This is a genomic window from Williamsia sp., assembly GCF_016462415.1.
Taxonomy (GTDB): domain Bacteria; phylum Actinomycetota; class Actinomycetes; order Mycobacteriales; family Mycobacteriaceae; genus Williamsia_A.
This window is the reverse complement of record NZ_JAEMTF010000008.1, coordinates 22,429-37,517: the sequence shown is the minus strand read 5'-3', so window position 1 is coordinate 37,517 and position 15,089 is coordinate 22,429. Positions and strand designations below refer to the sequence as shown.

At 64.9% G+C, this 15,089-nt stretch carries 14 protein-coding genes and 1 tRNA gene; 9 read left to right on the top strand and 6 right to left on the bottom strand.

What is annotated here, in order from left to right:
* On the bottom strand, nucleotides 1-477 hold the full coding sequence (locus tag JHC79_RS03470) for a GatB/YqeY domain-containing protein (RefSeq protein WP_296388477.1): 477 nt from the start codon (nucleotides 475-477) through the stop codon (nucleotides 1-3).
* 105 nt (nucleotides 478-582) lie between these two features.
* Here JHC79_RS03470 and JHC79_RS03465 point away from each other — a divergent pair, with 105 nt between their 5' ends.
* On the top strand, nucleotides 583-1,602 hold the full coding sequence (locus tag JHC79_RS03465; protein ID WP_296388476.1) for a metallophosphoesterase: 1,020 nt from the start codon (nucleotides 583-585) through the stop codon (nucleotides 1,600-1,602).
* Between the two features lie 10 nt (nucleotides 1,603-1,612).
* Here JHC79_RS03465 and JHC79_RS03460 read toward each other — a convergent pair whose 3' ends face one another.
* Nucleotides 1,613-2,671: an ABC transporter permease gene (locus JHC79_RS03460; RefSeq protein ID WP_296388475.1), complete on the bottom strand. Its 1,059-nt coding sequence runs from the start codon at nucleotides 2,669-2,671 to the stop codon at nucleotides 1,613-1,615.
* 97 nt (nucleotides 2,672-2,768) lie between these two features.
* On the opposite strand from JHC79_RS03460, the gene JHC79_RS03455 reads away from it, so the two are divergent.
* The 6 genes from JHC79_RS03455 to JHC79_RS03430 all read left to right on the top strand — a co-directional run bounded on the left by JHC79_RS03455 (nucleotide 2,769) and on the right by JHC79_RS03430 (nucleotide 8,152).
* On the top strand, nucleotides 2,769-3,359 hold the full coding sequence (locus tag JHC79_RS03455) for a TetR/AcrR family transcriptional regulator (protein WP_296388474.1): 591 nt from the start codon (nucleotides 2,769-2,771) through the stop codon (nucleotides 3,357-3,359).
* A gap of 69 nt (nucleotides 3,360-3,428) precedes the next feature.
* Nucleotides 3,429-3,502: transfer RNA gene (locus JHC79_RS03450), tRNA-Pro, on the top strand.
* Nucleotides 3,503-5,108: 1,606 nt separating this feature from the next.
* Complete coding sequence (locus JHC79_RS03445; protein WP_296388473.1) at nucleotides 5,109-5,273, top strand: hypothetical protein; 165 nt, start codon at nucleotides 5,109-5,111, stop codon at nucleotides 5,271-5,273.
* Nucleotides 5,274-5,650: 377 nt separating this feature from the next.
* Complete coding sequence (locus JHC79_RS03440; protein WP_296388472.1) at nucleotides 5,651-6,454, top strand: GAF and ANTAR domain-containing protein; 804 nt, start codon at nucleotides 5,651-5,653, stop codon at nucleotides 6,452-6,454.
* A gap of 178 nt (nucleotides 6,455-6,632) precedes the next feature.
* Nucleotides 6,633-7,232, top strand: a complete 600-nt coding sequence (locus JHC79_RS03435) for a hypothetical protein (protein WP_296388471.1) — start codon at nucleotides 6,633-6,635, stop codon at nucleotides 7,230-7,232.
* 242 nt (nucleotides 7,233-7,474) lie between these two features.
* On the top strand, nucleotides 7,475-8,152 hold the full coding sequence (locus JHC79_RS03430) for a GAF and ANTAR domain-containing protein (protein ID WP_296388470.1): 678 nt from the start codon (nucleotides 7,475-7,477) through the stop codon (nucleotides 8,150-8,152).
* A gap of 79 nt (nucleotides 8,153-8,231) precedes the next feature.
* Here JHC79_RS03430 and JHC79_RS03425 read toward each other — a convergent pair whose 3' ends face one another.
* The 4 genes from JHC79_RS03425 to JHC79_RS03410 form a co-directional block, all read right to left on the bottom strand.
* Nucleotides 8,232-9,434 (bottom strand): N(5)-(carboxyethyl)ornithine synthase, encoded by a 1,203-nt coding sequence (locus tag JHC79_RS03425; RefSeq protein WP_296388469.1) that lies wholly within the window; start codon nucleotides 9,432-9,434, stop codon nucleotides 8,232-8,234.
* Nucleotides 9,435-9,673: 239 nt separating this feature from the next.
* Entirely contained in the window at nucleotides 9,674-10,066 is a 393-nt protein-coding gene (locus tag JHC79_RS03420) for a DUF5313 domain-containing protein (RefSeq protein ID WP_296388523.1), read from the bottom strand.
* Nucleotides 10,067-10,930: 864 nt separating this feature from the next.
* Entirely contained in the window at nucleotides 10,931-11,389 is a 459-nt protein-coding gene (locus JHC79_RS03415) for a DUF1003 domain-containing protein (RefSeq protein WP_296388468.1), read from the bottom strand.
* A gap of 91 nt (nucleotides 11,390-11,480) precedes the next feature.
* Entirely contained in the window at nucleotides 11,481-12,365 is an 885-nt protein-coding gene (locus JHC79_RS03410; protein ID WP_296388467.1) for a universal stress protein, read from the bottom strand.
* 143 nt (nucleotides 12,366-12,508) lie between these two features.
* Here JHC79_RS03410 and JHC79_RS03405 point away from each other — a divergent pair, with 143 nt between their 5' ends.
* Entirely contained in the window at nucleotides 12,509-13,174 is a 666-nt protein-coding gene (locus JHC79_RS03405) for a response regulator transcription factor (RefSeq protein WP_296388466.1), read from the top strand.
* Nucleotides 13,175-13,410: 236 nt separating this feature from the next.
* Nucleotides 13,411-15,081, top strand: a complete 1,671-nt coding sequence (locus tag JHC79_RS03400; RefSeq protein WP_296388465.1) for a GAF domain-containing protein — start codon at nucleotides 13,411-13,413, stop codon at nucleotides 15,079-15,081.
* Nucleotides 15,082-15,089 lie beyond the last annotated feature (8 nt).

Here is a 15,089-nt window from a genome sequence, read left to right as displayed (position 1 = left end):
CTACTGCAGCGCTGAGCGGACGGCCGTCGACAGACGTTTGCCGTCCGCTCCGCCTGCGGCACGCTCGGTCACGATCTTCATGACCTGACCCATCTGCTTCATCGCGGGCGGCTCCCCCAGGTCGGCGGCGACCTGCGCGATCGCGTCGGCGACCAGCGCGTCCACACCTGCGTCGTCGAGGGGTGCGGGCAGGTAGCGGGAGATGATGGCCGCCTCGGCCCGCTCCTTGTCGGCGAGCTCGCTGCGGTTGTTCTCGTCGAAGATCGACGCCGACTCGGCCCGCTTCTTGTTCTCGCGCATCAGCAGCGAGGTGACCTGCTCGTCGGTCAGTGTGTGGGCGGCCGAACCCGACACCTCCTCGGCTCCGATCGCGGCGATCACCATGCGCAGGGTCGCGACGGTCTCGGTGTCGCGGGCCTTCATCGCTGCGGTCAGGTCGGTGCGGATGCGGGCTTTGAGGGCTGAGTCGTCGGTCATGAGGCCACGGTAGTGCCCGCCCGCGGATGTGCTCGCACGATTTTCTCCTCCGAGTCCGCAGGTACTTCGGGTACCCACCGGGTCGACCATCGGTATCCTGACCAGATGGCTGACGTCGACATCAAGCGAATCCGTGACGCACTGGCCGGATCTCACCGCCCTGCGGGCACCCCGCAGGCGACCGTGGCGCGGGTGGCCGCGGCGTCTGCTGGTGCCGCCGTGGCGGGGGTCGCCTACGCGACCCTCATCGAGCGCAACGCCTTCACGCTGCGTCACAAGACGATGTCGGTGCTCGAGCCCGGCGCAGCCACGCTGCGGGTCCTGCACATCAGCGACCTGCACATGTTGCCCGGTCAGCGCCTCAAGCAGGCCTGGGTCTCCGAACTGGAATCGCTGGAGCCCGACCTCGTCGTCAACACCGGTGACAACCTGGCCCACCCCAACGCGGTGCCTGCGGTGATCCAGTCGCTGGGTGGGTTGTTGTCGCGGCCGGGTCTGTTCATCTTCGGCTCCAACGACTACTTCGGTCCGACCCCGAAGAACCCGCTGAAGTACTTCAACAAGAATCACAAGCGCGTCCACGGCGAGCCGTTGCCGTGGCAGGACCTGCGCGCGGCGTTCACCGAGCGCGGCTGGCTCGACGCGACGCACACCGTGCGTGAGCTCGAGGTCGCAGGCGTGCGGGTGGCCGCGGCCGGCGTCGACGACCCGCATCTGGGTCGCGACCGTTACGAGACCGTCGAGGGTCGACCCAATCCCCTGGCCCATCTGCGGCTGGGACTGACGCATTCACCGGAGCCCCGGGTGCTCGACAAGTTCGCCGCCGACGGTTACGACCTCGTCATGGCCGGGCACACGCACGGCGGTCAGCTGTGCGTCCCGGGCTTCGGTGCGCTGGTGACCAACTGCGAGATCGACCGCTCGCGGGTCAAGGGCGCGTCGAACTGGGGCTCGACGATGAAGCTGCATGTCAGCGCCGGACTCGGCACCTCGCCGTACGCGCCGTACCGCTTCTGCTGCCGTCCGGAGGCGACGCTGCTCACGCTCACGCCGGTGTCGCATGGCGATGCCGAGTACGACGAGGAGCAGTCGTTGCCGCCGCTGACCGCGGGCCAGCGCCACTGACGCTCGGCGATCAGCGTGCGTGCTGCGGCACGTGGCCGTCGCGTGCGTGCGCCGGCACGTGCGTCTCGGTGATCCCCCACTCCTCGTCGAGGAACTCCTCGGCGGTGTCCGGTGTAGTGCGTCCGCGGCGGATCGCGATCACGTAGAACGCGGCGCCGATGAGCAGCCACCCGAGCAACACCATCGTCGCGTGGGCCGTGGCGTGGCCGTCGAAGAAGACGACATTGCGCAGCAACGTCCCGGTCGCGCCGGGTGGTAGGTACTGACCGATCGCACCCCACGGTTGCGGGAGCAGGCTCGGTGAACTGGTCAGTCCCGACAACGGATTCCCGAGCACGATCAGCGCGAGTCCGGCGATGCCGAGGCCGGCCGCGCCGAGCAGGGTGCGGAGTCCGATGACGCCGAAAGCCGTTGCCGCGATGCCCAGCATCGCCGCCCCCGCTGCCGGCCAGAACTGATCGTCGAACGTTCCCAGGACAAACCGCAGGATGGTGGTCAGCGCCAGTCCGCCGACGATCGCGAACGCCAGGGTCGACGCGATCAACGTCCGCGGATCCCGCAGCACCATCATCATCACCAATGCCCCGATCCACCCGCCGAGCGCGAGTGGCAGGGCACCGGCGGCGAGCCCGGCGCCGCGGGGGTCACCGCTGCCGAACCCGCGGACGTCGACGGTGGTGCTCGTCGTGTTCTCCGACGCCGCGATCTGTGTTCCGACGCCCTCGATGAGGGTCGCGACCGACGTGCTCCCCGCGGTCGTCACCATCGTCGTGATGCCCGTCCGGTCGACGATCAGGGCGCCGTCGAGGTCGCGGGACTCGATCTGCGATCTCGCGGCGTCGGCGGAGGACGGATGCGAGACGTAGAACGCGCCGGGCTGTCGGGTGTGGAGTGATCGGGCAAGCTGCTGCGACGTGGCGGGGGTGGCGACCACACCGAGCCGCAGGTCATGCGGCTTCGAATGCACGCCGGGCAGCGCAAAGGCCAGAAGCAGCAGCGAGAGCGCCGCGGTCAGGCCGAGTACGACCGCCACCTCACGGAGCGGCCGGTGGGTGGATGAGTCGGCCATGACGCCTCCTTTTAGATACGGATAGTTTCTTATCGCCGAATGTTAGATTGCCTCTGCGAGATACGCAACGTTTCTTATTCACCTGCGGGGACACGGCATGACACCGACACGACGACGCGGCACCGAACTCGACGACGCCATCCATCGGGCCGTGTTCGGCGAGCTGGTCGACCACGGATACGTCGGACTCACCTTCGAGGGCGTCGCCCGTCGTGCGCAGACCAGCAAGCCCGTGCTCTACCGGCGGTGGCCCAACCGGCTCGACATGGTGGTGGCTGCGCTGACCAGCGCGAGCGACGACGTGATCCACGCGGCTGACACCGGTTCTCTCGCAAGCGATGTGGAGGCCACCCTGCAGCTCGTCCTCGACCGACTCGAGTCCATGGGGCGGTCCATCGCACTGGGGGTCCTCGCCGACGCCGCCGCATCCCCGGGTACCGGAACCCTTCGCATCCTGCAGACCAAGGGCATCGCGCTCAGCGACACGATCCTCGAGCGTGCGCGCGCTCGGGGCGAGATCGGGCCGGCGCCGCTACCGGAACGCGTCCGCTCCCTGCCGTTCGACATGGCGCGCTATGAGTTCCTGGTCAACGGCGATCTCACCGCTGACGCCATCCACGACATCGTCACCACGGTGTTCTGCCCCCTGGTCACGCTTCTCTCGAGCGGCTCTGACCAGCCGATTTAATACCGATTGCGGTGTGGATGTAGGCTGATCGAGGCTGTCCGCGAGAGAGTGCGATGCGGATGGAAGCCACGGGGTGTGGCGCAGCTTGGTAGCGTGCTTCGTTCGGGACGAAGAGGTCGTGGGTTCGAATCCCGCCACCCCGACGTGTTGGTTGAGACACAGAAGAGGCCCTGACCAGGGGAGACCCGGTCAGGGCTTCCTCGTTTTCGGGGGCGTCTCAAGTCGCCGCGAGTCCGCACAGTCCGCAGGAGAAAAAACCCGGCCGGGTTTCGGGGCGATTTTGACGCTCGTTAGGCGGTTGGTCGTCATGGCCGAGTGTTGAACACCGTTGACGGCGTGAGCTTCCGCGCCGGTGACTGCAGTGCATTCTTCGCGTCCACCTAAGAGGTCACCATGGCGCGCCGCAGTGGGCAGAAGTACTTGACAACGAGTGCGCCGCGCTGGCAACACTGGCCACCCGCATCGTCGATCCGGGACGCGCGACGTCGCCGGCGACCGCGGTCGATCTCTACGAGGTGAGCACACGCGGTGGGGTGGCGGCCCGCGCCGACGGCCACATCGTCTGGTGCAACGGCGGGTACCGCCGCCGTCGTGCGTCTGCATTCGTCGTGAAGACAATCCGACGTCGGTTGCCGCACTGCTTTCCGGTCGGCGGCCACGCGATGCACCGCTCGGGTCGCCGACCGTGACGACGAGATTCGGCTTCATCCCGCCCACTCAGTCGACTCCTCACAACCGCAGCGTCAAAGACCTTTACGCGCGGTGCGATCTGCACATCGCCGGAAGCCGCCGAGCAGTAGGCGGTGACAAGCCGTCTGCAGTTGCGAGGCGGTGTCGGAGGGCGATTCGCGCGAGGGCCCCTCGAACCCATCTCACGACCTGCCCACACATCTCAGACTCGTGGCAACTCGTCATCGTGATGGTACCTGCGAGCGCGCCGCACGCATCTGGTCCAGCTTGATGAAACCGGGCAAGTGCAGTTACACGCGAGCGCACCACTCATACGCGCGCAGCTATCGGACGGGAGACTGCAGACGCCACGACGGGGTCGCGGGACGCTTCCACGCTGGCCGCGCGGCCTGACGCGTCGACACGACCACCCCGTTTCGGGCGTGGGAACTGCGTCGAACAAAGTTTGGGTGGCATTCGACCTGTTGGGTGTGAACCCGAATGCCTAATCAAATCCAGCGCCGCGGCATCGGTTCCGATCTAGACCTGACGGTACACGCTTAGCGTTGAAAATGTCGAATCCGCCTCTTGGGCAATTTAATTGGCAATCCGCCGTCCCACTGGAGACCATGACTCAGCAACAATTGCAGCGCTTCGGTGGCAACTACTCCTTAGGCCGCCGTGGTGACGCGCAAGCACCGCTCCATACCGAGGCGTTCAGGAGTTCACAGCCTGCGATCACGATGTGCCTCTCACCTCCCAGGGCCGCCACTTCCCGGCATCCGGTCAACCGTTGTGCCGGCGTGAGATCGGTGGTGCGAGTGAATTGATCGCACAACCGATGACGTCTCATCGGCGACACCCGAGCGATTGCTGTCCACGCCGGCACCATGGCCATGGGCCGGTTGCCCGGTGCGCAGCGCGACGTGCGAAGCCTGCTCGAGCAGACGGGCGGCCAGCAGCCCTGCGGCCGAAACGACGCGGAGCGTCAATCCCATCTGACCGCTCGCGGCGGACCGAAACGTTCGATCCGGCGGAGTGATCACGGACATCGGGCCCGCTGATTGCCGGGGTGGGACCATGGGCAACCTGGCGGGATCGGTTTCCCTGCGACTCAACTGGATCTCGAAGTGGTTGATTCCGATGACGACCTTGAGTAAACGCGGTGGCGACATCGCCGACCTCCTTGGCGCGATCGCCTGCCTGCGAGCTCATACACCGTCGCCCACAGCGATCTGCGAGTAGAGATTCCGATGTGGTCGTGCACTGAGTTCGGTCGCAAGTAACGTGCCATCACATCTCGCCGACGGCGAGGAAGAATACAGCGCGGAATGGTTCGGGCGGCGGACGTTCCTACGCGTCACGACCATCTCAAACAGCGGTGACAGCGGTCCCGAGCCGGCTGACGTGCCCAGCACCGACACCGTACCCTGACCGTGCGGTTCCCGTTCACGATGGGATGGATGGGCGAGTCTGACCGGTTGTCACCGACAAAACCACAGGTGGCGGTACCGTTGGCGGCACAGTCCACTCCGTTGTGACCGCCGCATGCATTGTTGGCGACTCCGTCACAGACGCCACGGAGTCGGAGCGGTTCGAGTCGAGCAGCAGGGTGACGTGGGATGACCGACTTGACCGACGGCAGTGACAACGAGCATCCGGAGGAACCGCCTTCACAGCAGCCCGACATGGCCGTGTCGGATCTGAACGCAGCGATCAGCGACCTTGCGGGCCTTGTCGCCGACAGCCACGACCTGCCCGGCCTTCTTGCGGAAGTCGCCGCCTTCGCCGTTCAAGCGATACCCGGCGCCGATGGTGCCGGCGTCACTCTGCTCCGAGTCAATCGATCCGACAACATGGTCGAGACCCTTGCAGCGAGTTCACCATTCGTCGAAGAAATCGATCACATCCAGTACGTCACGTTGCAGGAAGGCCCCTGCATCACTGCGGCACTGGAACGACGAACCGTCCGATCCGGCTCACTTGGCGGGGAAAAGATGTGGCCCCGGTTCGGCCCGCGGGTGGGTCGGCTCGGAGTTCACAGCGCCCTGTCCCTACCCCTACTGCTGCCGGGCAAGGTGGTCGGTGCCATCAATGTCTACGCCCGTCAGAAGGACGCTTTCGACGAGCAGGCCGCGCAGCTCGGGGAGTTGTTCGCGAAGCCGGCTGCCGTCGCCGTGCACAACGCTCAGATCCTGGCTCAGGCAATGGCATTGACGGAGCAGCTGCAGACGGCGTTGGCGTCGCGGCCGACCATCGACCAGGCCATCGGGCTACTGCGTGGACGAACCGGCCTCAGCGCCGAGGAAGCTTTCGACCACCTACGGACCATCAGTCGGACCGAACATCGCAAATTGGCCGACGTTGCGCAACGCATCGTTGATGAAGCGGTCAGACGCGCGATCGCCCGTCAGACCCCGCACTGAGCCAATGTCCAGGCGACGGTAATCCGCGCGGTCTTCCGCGTACGGTCGACGGGGAAGCACACATCGGGAGACGGCACCTGACCTGATCCCCAGACCTCCACCGTGCACGGCGACTCGCCCTGGGCGGCCCATCGCAGGCTCGATCGGCGCTCAGGAGCGGCAACGGAGCACGCATTTCATGACCATCAACGAAACGCTGGCGACCGCATTGGCCGCACTCACCCAGGCGCTCGATCAGCCCGGCGCCGACATCGCGGCCGGCCTGGACCAGTTGACGGCAGACGCCGTGGCCGCGATACCGAGCTACAGGGGCCTCAGTATCGTTGTGTCCCAGCCTGACACACCGTTCACCATCACTGTTTTGACCACCAGTTCACGACCCGATGACATCCGCTCATCACTGCACTTCACGTTCCGCGCCGACGGCGGCGTTGACAGACATTCACCGGTGGACATCATCCTATACGGCGGTTCGCCGGGCACATTTGTCGATCTGGCAGCCGACATCGCCTGGCTCACGGGGCAGCCCTTGAGTGCACTGACGCTCGACCAGCACCTGACCGTCGCGGCCGCGGCCGATGTGGCCACACAACTCGGCGCCGCATCCGAGATCAACCAGGCAATCGGCGTCCTCATCGGACGTGGGCTGACTTCTCGCGAGGCGCACCTACATCTCGACGAGATCGTCTCTGCCAACGCCACCGACCGACAGGGCGCCGCTCGGATCGTCCTCACAGCCTTGGCGATCCCACCCGATCCGCCAGACATCGTTCGCTGAACAAGCCGTATGGCGGCCGTTCGCGACAACAGCGCAGACCTTTTCCACAGCGCCCGCAACGGCGCGCCGGCGGTGTACCGTCTGCACGGTAGAGGCTCGGACCATGAACCGGTCGAGGGCCTCGGTCGCCGAGGCATGTCGTGTTCGTTGGTCGTCGCGCTCAACCGATTGGTCAACTGGCCTACGACGACTCGCGGGCGGGAAATACATTGGCTCCCTTGGCCAGGTCGACCCACTCGGGTGTGGCGGCGTTGGCCCGCCGACTCGCCGATCAGCGGATCACATCCGAGGCCGAGCTCTTACAAAGGGCGGCCGCCGGAGCACTGGAACAGATCATCGGCGCCGAATCGAGCGGGATCGTCCTCGTGGGCGGAACGGGACCTCGCACCGCGGCCGCGACGTCCGAGATCCCGAAATTGCTCGACAGCCTGCAGATTGCTGCGGACGAGGGCCCGATCCTGCAGGCGGTCGCAGAGTGGTATTCGCATCCCATCAGGGTTGAGGATTACGCGACCGAGAAGCGTTGGCCCGCCTATATCGTTCAGGCGGTCACGCACACGTCTGTGCGCTCCAGCCTGAGCTTCAGGCTCTACCGCACCGGTGTGGCGATGGGTGCGCTCACCGTGTACAGCGGCAGGCCCCACGCATTCACCCCGGAGGCAGAAGACATCGGAGTCGCCATCGCCACCCACACTGCCGTCGCGCTGCACTTCGCACGACGCGACATCCAGTTCACCAGCGCTCTCGCCAGCCGCGACGTCATCGGCCAGGCCAAAGGAATGATCATGGAGCGATTCCGGGTCGACGCCCTGCAGGCGTGGAATTTGCTCCGGGTGCTCTCCCAGAACGAGAACACACCGGTTCACGTCCTGGCTCGCCAACTCATCGACGCCGAGAATCTGACGTCAACTTCAGGGTGAATGTAAATATCAGACAGGTCTTCTCGGTCCCGGTCACGATTGCCAGACCTTCTCAGCGCTCACCGGTCAGTCCCTGGGCTCACGCCGGTAGCGCTCGCGCCACCGCCCGGTGAGGGTAGTCCGACTCGCGGTGCTGAAAGGCGAGGATCGCGGGGTTGATGATCGTGCCGTTCCGAATCTCGATCGCTCGCCCCATGGTGGGCGAGGCGTCCCACGCCGACGGGCCGTCCATGGCTGTGCGCAGGTAGGGCAGCAGAGCTTCGCTGATCTCCCACGTCGCCGAGTCCCATAGGTACGACGGGCTGTGATCGACGGCGTAGTACTGGACGTTGTCGCCGACGAGGAACCTCGGCGCATCGAACGACGTCGGCCGGGCCCACTCGAAACCCATTCCCACGTCGCAGGAGACGTCCACGATGAGTGTTCCGGGCGCGACGGCCTGCAGGTCATGGTTGGAGAGGAAGGTGAGAGGTGATGCAGTGTCCTGGAGAACGCAGTTGACGATGATGTCGTGGTCGGCGAGGAACCCGGGAAGAGGAACTCGGCCGGCGTCGGTCAGGGCCCGGTTCTCGTGCGGATCGTCCTCGTCCACATCGAAGTTGACGATTCGCGCCGAGTGAATGGGCGAGCTGACAGCAGATGTGCCACGCTGGGTCAGAACGTCAACGTCGTGGACGCCGTGGGCGTTGAGCACCGTCACCGCGCCACGGGCGGTGCTGCCGAATCCGATGACGGCTGCGCGGAGCCGTCGACCGTAGTCACCAGTCACCCCGGCCAGTTGAAGGGCGTGCAGTACGGAGCAATATCCGGCAATTTCGTTGTTCTTGTGGAAGACATGCAGTTTGAACGAACCACTGCTGGACCAGTGATTCATGGCCTCGAACGCGATCAGGGTGAGCCGGCGGTCGATGGCTGTCTGCGTGAGCTTCTCATCCTGAACGCAATGCGGCCATCCCCACAGAGTCTGCCCGATGCGCATACTCGCGAGGTCGGACACCTGCGGTTTGGGGAGGAGGAGCACGTCGCATTCGGAGATCAGGTCGGCCCTCGACCGCAGGCCGGCGACCGAGGTCGACAGATCATCGTCCGTCACACCGTACGGAGCTCCGTACCCCTTCTCGAGATAGATGCGCGACCGCAGATCTGGGGCGATACGACCGAGGTGTCGGGGGTGGATCGGGAGGCGGCGTTCACTCGGCTTACTGGAGAGTGACGCAACGCCGAGGGTGAGCGGTTGCACGAGTGCCCTTACGGTCGGACTCAACTGATTGTGGGCCAACATTTGTGGATGTCACCGGATATGCCGGTCTTCACAGCGGACGGCGTCCTCTGTACCGCAGCCATGGCACCCGTCGACGTGCGCGGGAGGACCCTGCGCGGTGATGAGTACATCGGACAAGCCTCACCGTACGCCGCCGCTCGACTCCCACGACCAGCTGCGACAGCCACGGACGCAGCGTTGACCTCGATGCCACGGACGCAGGGCTGCGAACATCTCATTCCCCGCGCTCATCAAGTCGCTCACGGACGCGGGCCGTACCTCTCGACGTACGCGCGTCGCTCACCGGCGTCGCGTTCTCGGGTGCGCTCGTCGATCACTCCCGAGTCGATCCCGTGCATTCCCAACCGATGTCGCCGCCACACCTTGTTCAGCGCAATGGAGAAGTAGACGAACGGGATGAGAATCGGCAGCGTCATGCTTGCGTGCGCGTAAGGCGTTGTTGGTATGAGTAGGAACGGCGCAACCAGCAAGATCGCCGGAACACTGAAGCGTACGACCGTCCGGCGCGCCGCACCCTTGCCCGTAAGATCGGCGCTGACCCATGCCCTCATGGCGGCCGGTAACGTGTAACCGTAGCAATAGGCCATGTACTGCAATGGGTTTGGCCGCGATCCGCCGTAAGGTCCGTTCATCGCTGACGTGGATGTCCCGATACTCGAATCGTCGATGCAGCGCGCGCGGATTCGAGTACCCGGCCCGGATTCGGACGCAGAACGGGCGAGACCCCTACGGGCCCGTTTCGTGTCATCCCTGTCAGTCGCCCAGCGGGGGTCATCCGTCAGACGACCACCGTCGTTTGCCCAGCGATCACGTTCCCCCTCGGTTGGGTTGTCGAGTACGACCACGGGGGGTGCCACGGGCACGTCTGTTGTCGTCGCCGCCGGACCAGAACGGTCCAGGTGGACAAGTCGTCTGAGGTGAGTGCCGCCCCCGAACATCGCCAGCCCGACAGCGCCGAGGGGCACGTAGATCCAGGTGAACTGACCGACAACAACGGCATCGATTGCGATCAAGGCCAACAGGACCAGTCCGGCACCGGCGGCCACTCGACCCGCATTCCGCGTCGTGCGATAGAGCGCCGAGGATGCCGACACCATCGGTATGCCGAGAACCGCGATCAGGGCACCGCCCACCACTGCGGGACCGGCGCCGCTCAGTGTGTCCCCCGCCGCTTGTCTGAGATTTGCGGCACCGAATATCAGCGCGACACCGCCGGCGATCGCCAACACAGCACCAGAACTCGCAAGCACGTAGAGCAAGACCGTCCACTTCTCGATCGCCGACCGTCCGTTGTTCCCGCGAGGGCCTCGATCCGCATACGACTGATCGCCGCCGGGCAGAGTGTGAAATGCCAAATCTTTGAGCTGAAGCCCAATCTGTGTCGCCACGTCAGATCCTCTCGTCGCGGTGCGTCGCTGTGTGATCCTGCCTGCGATTCCAGCTGTGCGACAGGGCGTAACGTCCCATCGACGTGGGACATGCGGCACGACTTCCGGTCAGCGCGAGCGGGGGTCGCCAGCAGGTCCCGGAAGCGATTCACCATGCGCGTGCATCGTGTCCTCGTCCGCGCAGACGTGGTCATGTATCTCCGACGCAAGCATCGCGACGGTCTCCGTGAGTGCAGTGTTGGCCTCGATCAGCCGGCGGAGTTGATCGGTGTTCGTCAGCGTGTGCACCGCGACCTCGCTGTTGACCGAGTCCTCGCGTTTCGCCGAGATCAGCAGGATGGCCCCCTGCAGACCGGCGATCATCGACAGGAAAAGATTCAGGAGTATGAACGGGTAGGGGTCGAATCCGTCCGAACCGTTGACAGCAGCCCAGCCGGCCATCAGCAGCAGGAAGGCTGCCACGAATGGCCAGGAGCCCATCCCGTTGCGCATCAGGTCTGCCGACCGCTCACCGAACGTCAGCCGATCACCGGTCCGCACACCAGGATGCAGGTGCCACTTGTTCATGACTGCTCGCGGAACGCGTGTTCCCGTTTGCCGAGCCACCGAGGGCGGCTGGGCGATGAGATCTCAGCTCCCGGCGGATGTCCGCCCACGCCTAGTGCACGATCGTCAGCGGACAGGTCACGGAGTGCATCAACGCCCGACTGGTCGACCCCAACAACATCCCCGTGAAACCGCCGCGGCCGCGACTGCCGACAACCACCAGGTCCGCCTCGTCGGCCGAGTTGGCCAACACAGGAACTGGATTCGCAGCAACCACACGTTCTGTCACGGGCAGGTCCGGGTAGCGATCACGCCAGGTCATCAGTCGTTCCGACAGCGCGACCTCCTGCGTCTCCTTGATCGCGTCGTACGTCACGCCCATCCCCGCGCCAATCATCGGTGTCAGGTCGTAGTACCCATGTGCAACCTCCAGATTCGCGCCGCGGAGTGCTGCCTCTTCGAACGCGAGGTCGAGCGCGGCGTCGCTCTGCTCGGACCCATCGACACCCACGACCACTCGTCCGAACCGTGCTGGCTTGTAGTCCTCGGGCTCCTGGTGCACCACTGTGACCGGGCACCGGGCGTGGGCGGCGACGGCTGAAGTGACCGAACCGAGGGATCGAAACGCCGCAACGTCGTATCCCCTGGTCCCCAGCACGAGCATCTGCATCGACGCCGACAACTCGATGAGCGCCGGTCGCGCCGGCCCGGTCAGCAAATCGGTATGAACATCCAGTTCTGCACCGGACTCCACAGCGATGGCAGACGCAATCCTTGCGGCTTCGGTCAACGTCGCGTCTCCCGTCACCTTCATCTCGTCGAAGTAGCTCTGCGGAACCGCGTAATAGCCGAGCGACGGGGTGATCTCCTCGAGCGACATCACGATGCGGAGCGGGGTCGATCTGATGATTGCCTCACGTGCAGCCCACCGCACTGCCGCCAGCGACGTTTTCGACCCGTCGACTCCCACCAACACCGGCCGTTGTTTGTAATCCATGATTCATCCTCGAATGAGGCGTACATGTTTCTCTAGGGCCAGAGGTCACCAATCGAGACGCAACTCCAGCGAGCGACCACGGCGAACCTCTACGCTGCGGCTCGCGGGCGCGTAGGCTCTGGGCCTATTGATCGGAGCGCACAGTGACGACCATCTTCTTGGTGGACGACCACGAAATCGTCCGCCGCGGCCTGATCGAACTCATCGAGTCCGACCCTGAGCTGACGGTGGTGGGCGAGGCCGGCACCGTGGCGCAGGCCTTGGCACGTATACCCGCTTTACTCCCGGACATCGCGGTTCTCGACGTCCGATTACCCGATGGAAATGGCATCGAGCTGTGTCGGGATCTACTCGCTCGGCTGCCGACGCTCCGATGCATGATGTTGACATCATTCACCGAGGATCAAGCAATGCTCGACGCCATCCTCGCGGGGGCCAGTGGTTATGTGGTCAAGGATATTACCGGAATGGCTCTCACACAGGCGATTCGGGATGTCGCGGCGGGCCGCTCCCTGTTGGACAATCGCGCTGCGGCCGTGCTCATGGAGCGACTGCGTACGGAGGCGAGTGCCGCGACTGGTCCGTTGGACTCACTCACACCGCAGGAGCAGACCTTGCTCGCGTTGCTGGGCGAGGGGTTGACCAACCGGCAGATTGCCGCCCGCATGTTCCTCGCCGAGAAGACGATCAAGAACTATGTGTCCCGACTCCTCACCAAACTGGGGATGCAAAGACGCACCCAGGCAGCGGTATTCGCCTCCAAACTCGAGACAAGCGTTGCACCTGAGGTGGACCAGAGCCGTTACTGAGCCGATTTCGAATGGGTTTGACAGAACCGATATTTGGGTGTCAGGTGGGGATGCTGAGCATACAGCCGGTCTGGGATCGTCGGCTCCGCCCATTGCCGGGTCGGGCCGACGCGGAGAACCGTCCGCCGCCCCGATGAAAGTCGCGCCGCGGGTCACGCCTGCGGAGCGCCGGCCCTGCCCTCGACGGACGACATCTCAGAGCATCGTCCGCCGACCTTCTCGAGTGGAACACGACCATGCCACCAGTTGAGTATCCCAAGTCAATCGCACGAGAACCCATCCGGCCACCTCATGAAACCCGAACGCAGATCGAGGGTCTTCTCGAAGCCATCACGGTGGTTGCCGCCGGGCTCAACGTCAACGACACGCTCGGATCCATCGTTTCGTCAGCGATGTCGCTGGTCGACGCCCAGTACGGTGCGCTCGGTGTAGACGGGGAATCCCATAACTTTGTGCGCTTCATTCATCGTGGCATGGATGTCGCGACTGTTGGCGAGATCGGCTATCCCCCCACGGGCCTTGGGGTCCTCGGACTTTTCCACAACGAGGCGCACAGCGGACCCCTGCGGCTCGACGACATTTCCAAAGATCCCTCCTCCATTGGATTTCCAGCCGGACACCCACCGATGACGACCTTCCTCGGGGCGCCGATATCTGTTCGTGGAACCACCTACGGCACCATTTATCTGACCGAGAAGCGCGGCGGGTACCCGTTCACCGAAGAAGACGAGACGATCATCCATGCGCTCGCTGCGGCTGCGGGCATCGCGATCGAGAACGCAAAACTGTTCGAGCAGGCGCAGTCGCGGCTCGCCTGGATCGAGGCGAACCGCGATGTGGCCACGGAACTGTTGTCCGGCACCGACACCGCCGATGCCCTCGCGATGGTCGCTCGCAGGGCCCGTTCGCTCACCGGGTCCGACATGACTTTCGTCGCCCTGCCGGATGGCGATGCACTCACCGAAGCATCGAACCTTGTGGTTCGCGTGGCATCCGGCCACAGAGCCCACGAGGCCGACGGCCAGGTCATCCCCATCGATGGTTCGACCACGGGCGCAGCTTTCCGCTCGCGGACCTCGAGTCGCGAACGGGCTCTCGCCTTTGACGCAACCGCCAACCTGGCGACGAGGTTCGGACCTGCGGTCGTCGCGCCGATGTGCGTCGGAGACGACGTTCGCGGTGTGTTGGTGGGCCTGCGCAAGGAGGGCGGATCGGCGTACACCGAGGAGACGGTCGGCTTGCTGTCCAGCTTCGCGGACCAGGCCGCGCTCGCCATGTCGATGGCCGACGCCGCCACGCGATTGCGCGACCTGGACATCCTCGCCGAGAGGGACCGCATCGCCCGTGATCTGCACGACCACGTCATCCAACGCATCTTCGCTGCGGGCCTGTCGCTACAGAGCACCGCCCAACGAACGCAAACCCCTGATGTGAAGCGGCGACTCACCTCGACGATTGACGACTTGCAGGACGTCATCCAGGACATTCGGTCAGCGATCTTCGATCTACACGGATCTCAGGCGGCGACGAATCGCCTACGCGAGAGCCTGCACTCCGTGATCGACGAACTCAGTGACGGTCAGCCCATCCACTTCTCGGTCCGGCTGTCAGGTCCGCTCGCCGTCGTCGATGCGACGGTCGCCGAGCACGTCATCGCGGTTGTGCGTGAAGCCGTCAGTAACGCGGTTCGTCATTCTGGGGGCACCAGGGGCGTGGTCGCCGTCACCGTCGCCAACGAACTCACGGTGACGGTGTCCGACAACGGATCTGGAATTCCTGACGGGGTTTCCCACAGTGGCCTCGGCAACCTGGGCTCTCGCGCACGCGAATGCGGCGGCGAACTCGTGGTGAGGTCGCCGCTGCCCGGGGGCGGCACCGAGATCGTGTGGACCGTCCCCATAGCCTGAGGAGGGTC

Coding starts and splice junctions, on each gene's coding strand:
- JHC79_RS03470 (WP_296388477.1), bottom strand. CDS start 477: ATGACCGACGACTCAGCCCTCAAAGCCCGCATCCGCACCGACCTGACC.
- JHC79_RS03410 (WP_296388467.1), bottom strand. CDS start 12,365: ATGGATTACAAACAACGGCCGGTGTTGGTGGGAGTCGACGGGTCGAAA.
- JHC79_RS03425 (WP_296388469.1), bottom strand. CDS start 9,434: ATGTTGGCCCACAATCAGTTGAGTCCGACCGTAAGGGCACTCGTGCAA.
- JHC79_RS03435 (WP_296388471.1), top strand. CDS start 6,633: ATGACCATCAACGAAACGCTGGCGACCGCATTGGCCGCACTCACCCAG.
- JHC79_RS03420 (WP_296388523.1), bottom strand. CDS start 10,066: ATGAACGGACCTTACGGCGGATCGCGGCCAAACCCATTGCAGTACATG.
- JHC79_RS03400 (WP_296388465.1), top strand. CDS start 13,411: ATGCCACCAGTTGAGTATCCCAAGTCAATCGCACGAGAACCCATCCGG.
- JHC79_RS03465 (WP_296388476.1), top strand. CDS start 583: ATGGCTGACGTCGACATCAAGCGAATCCGTGACGCACTGGCCGGATCT.
- JHC79_RS03460 (WP_296388475.1), bottom strand. CDS start 2,671: ATGGCCGACTCATCCACCCACCGGCCGCTCCGTGAGGTGGCGGTCGTA.
- JHC79_RS03440 (WP_296388472.1), top strand. CDS start 5,651: ATGACCGACTTGACCGACGGCAGTGACAACGAGCATCCGGAGGAACCG.
- JHC79_RS03455 (WP_296388474.1), top strand. CDS start 2,769: ATGACACCGACACGACGACGCGGCACCGAACTCGACGACGCCATCCAT.
- JHC79_RS03445 (WP_296388473.1), top strand. CDS start 5,109: ATGGGCAACCTGGCGGGATCGGTTTCCCTGCGACTCAACTGGATCTCG.
- JHC79_RS03415 (WP_296388468.1), bottom strand. CDS start 11,389: ATGAACAAGTGGCACCTGCATCCTGGTGTGCGGACCGGTGATCGGCTG.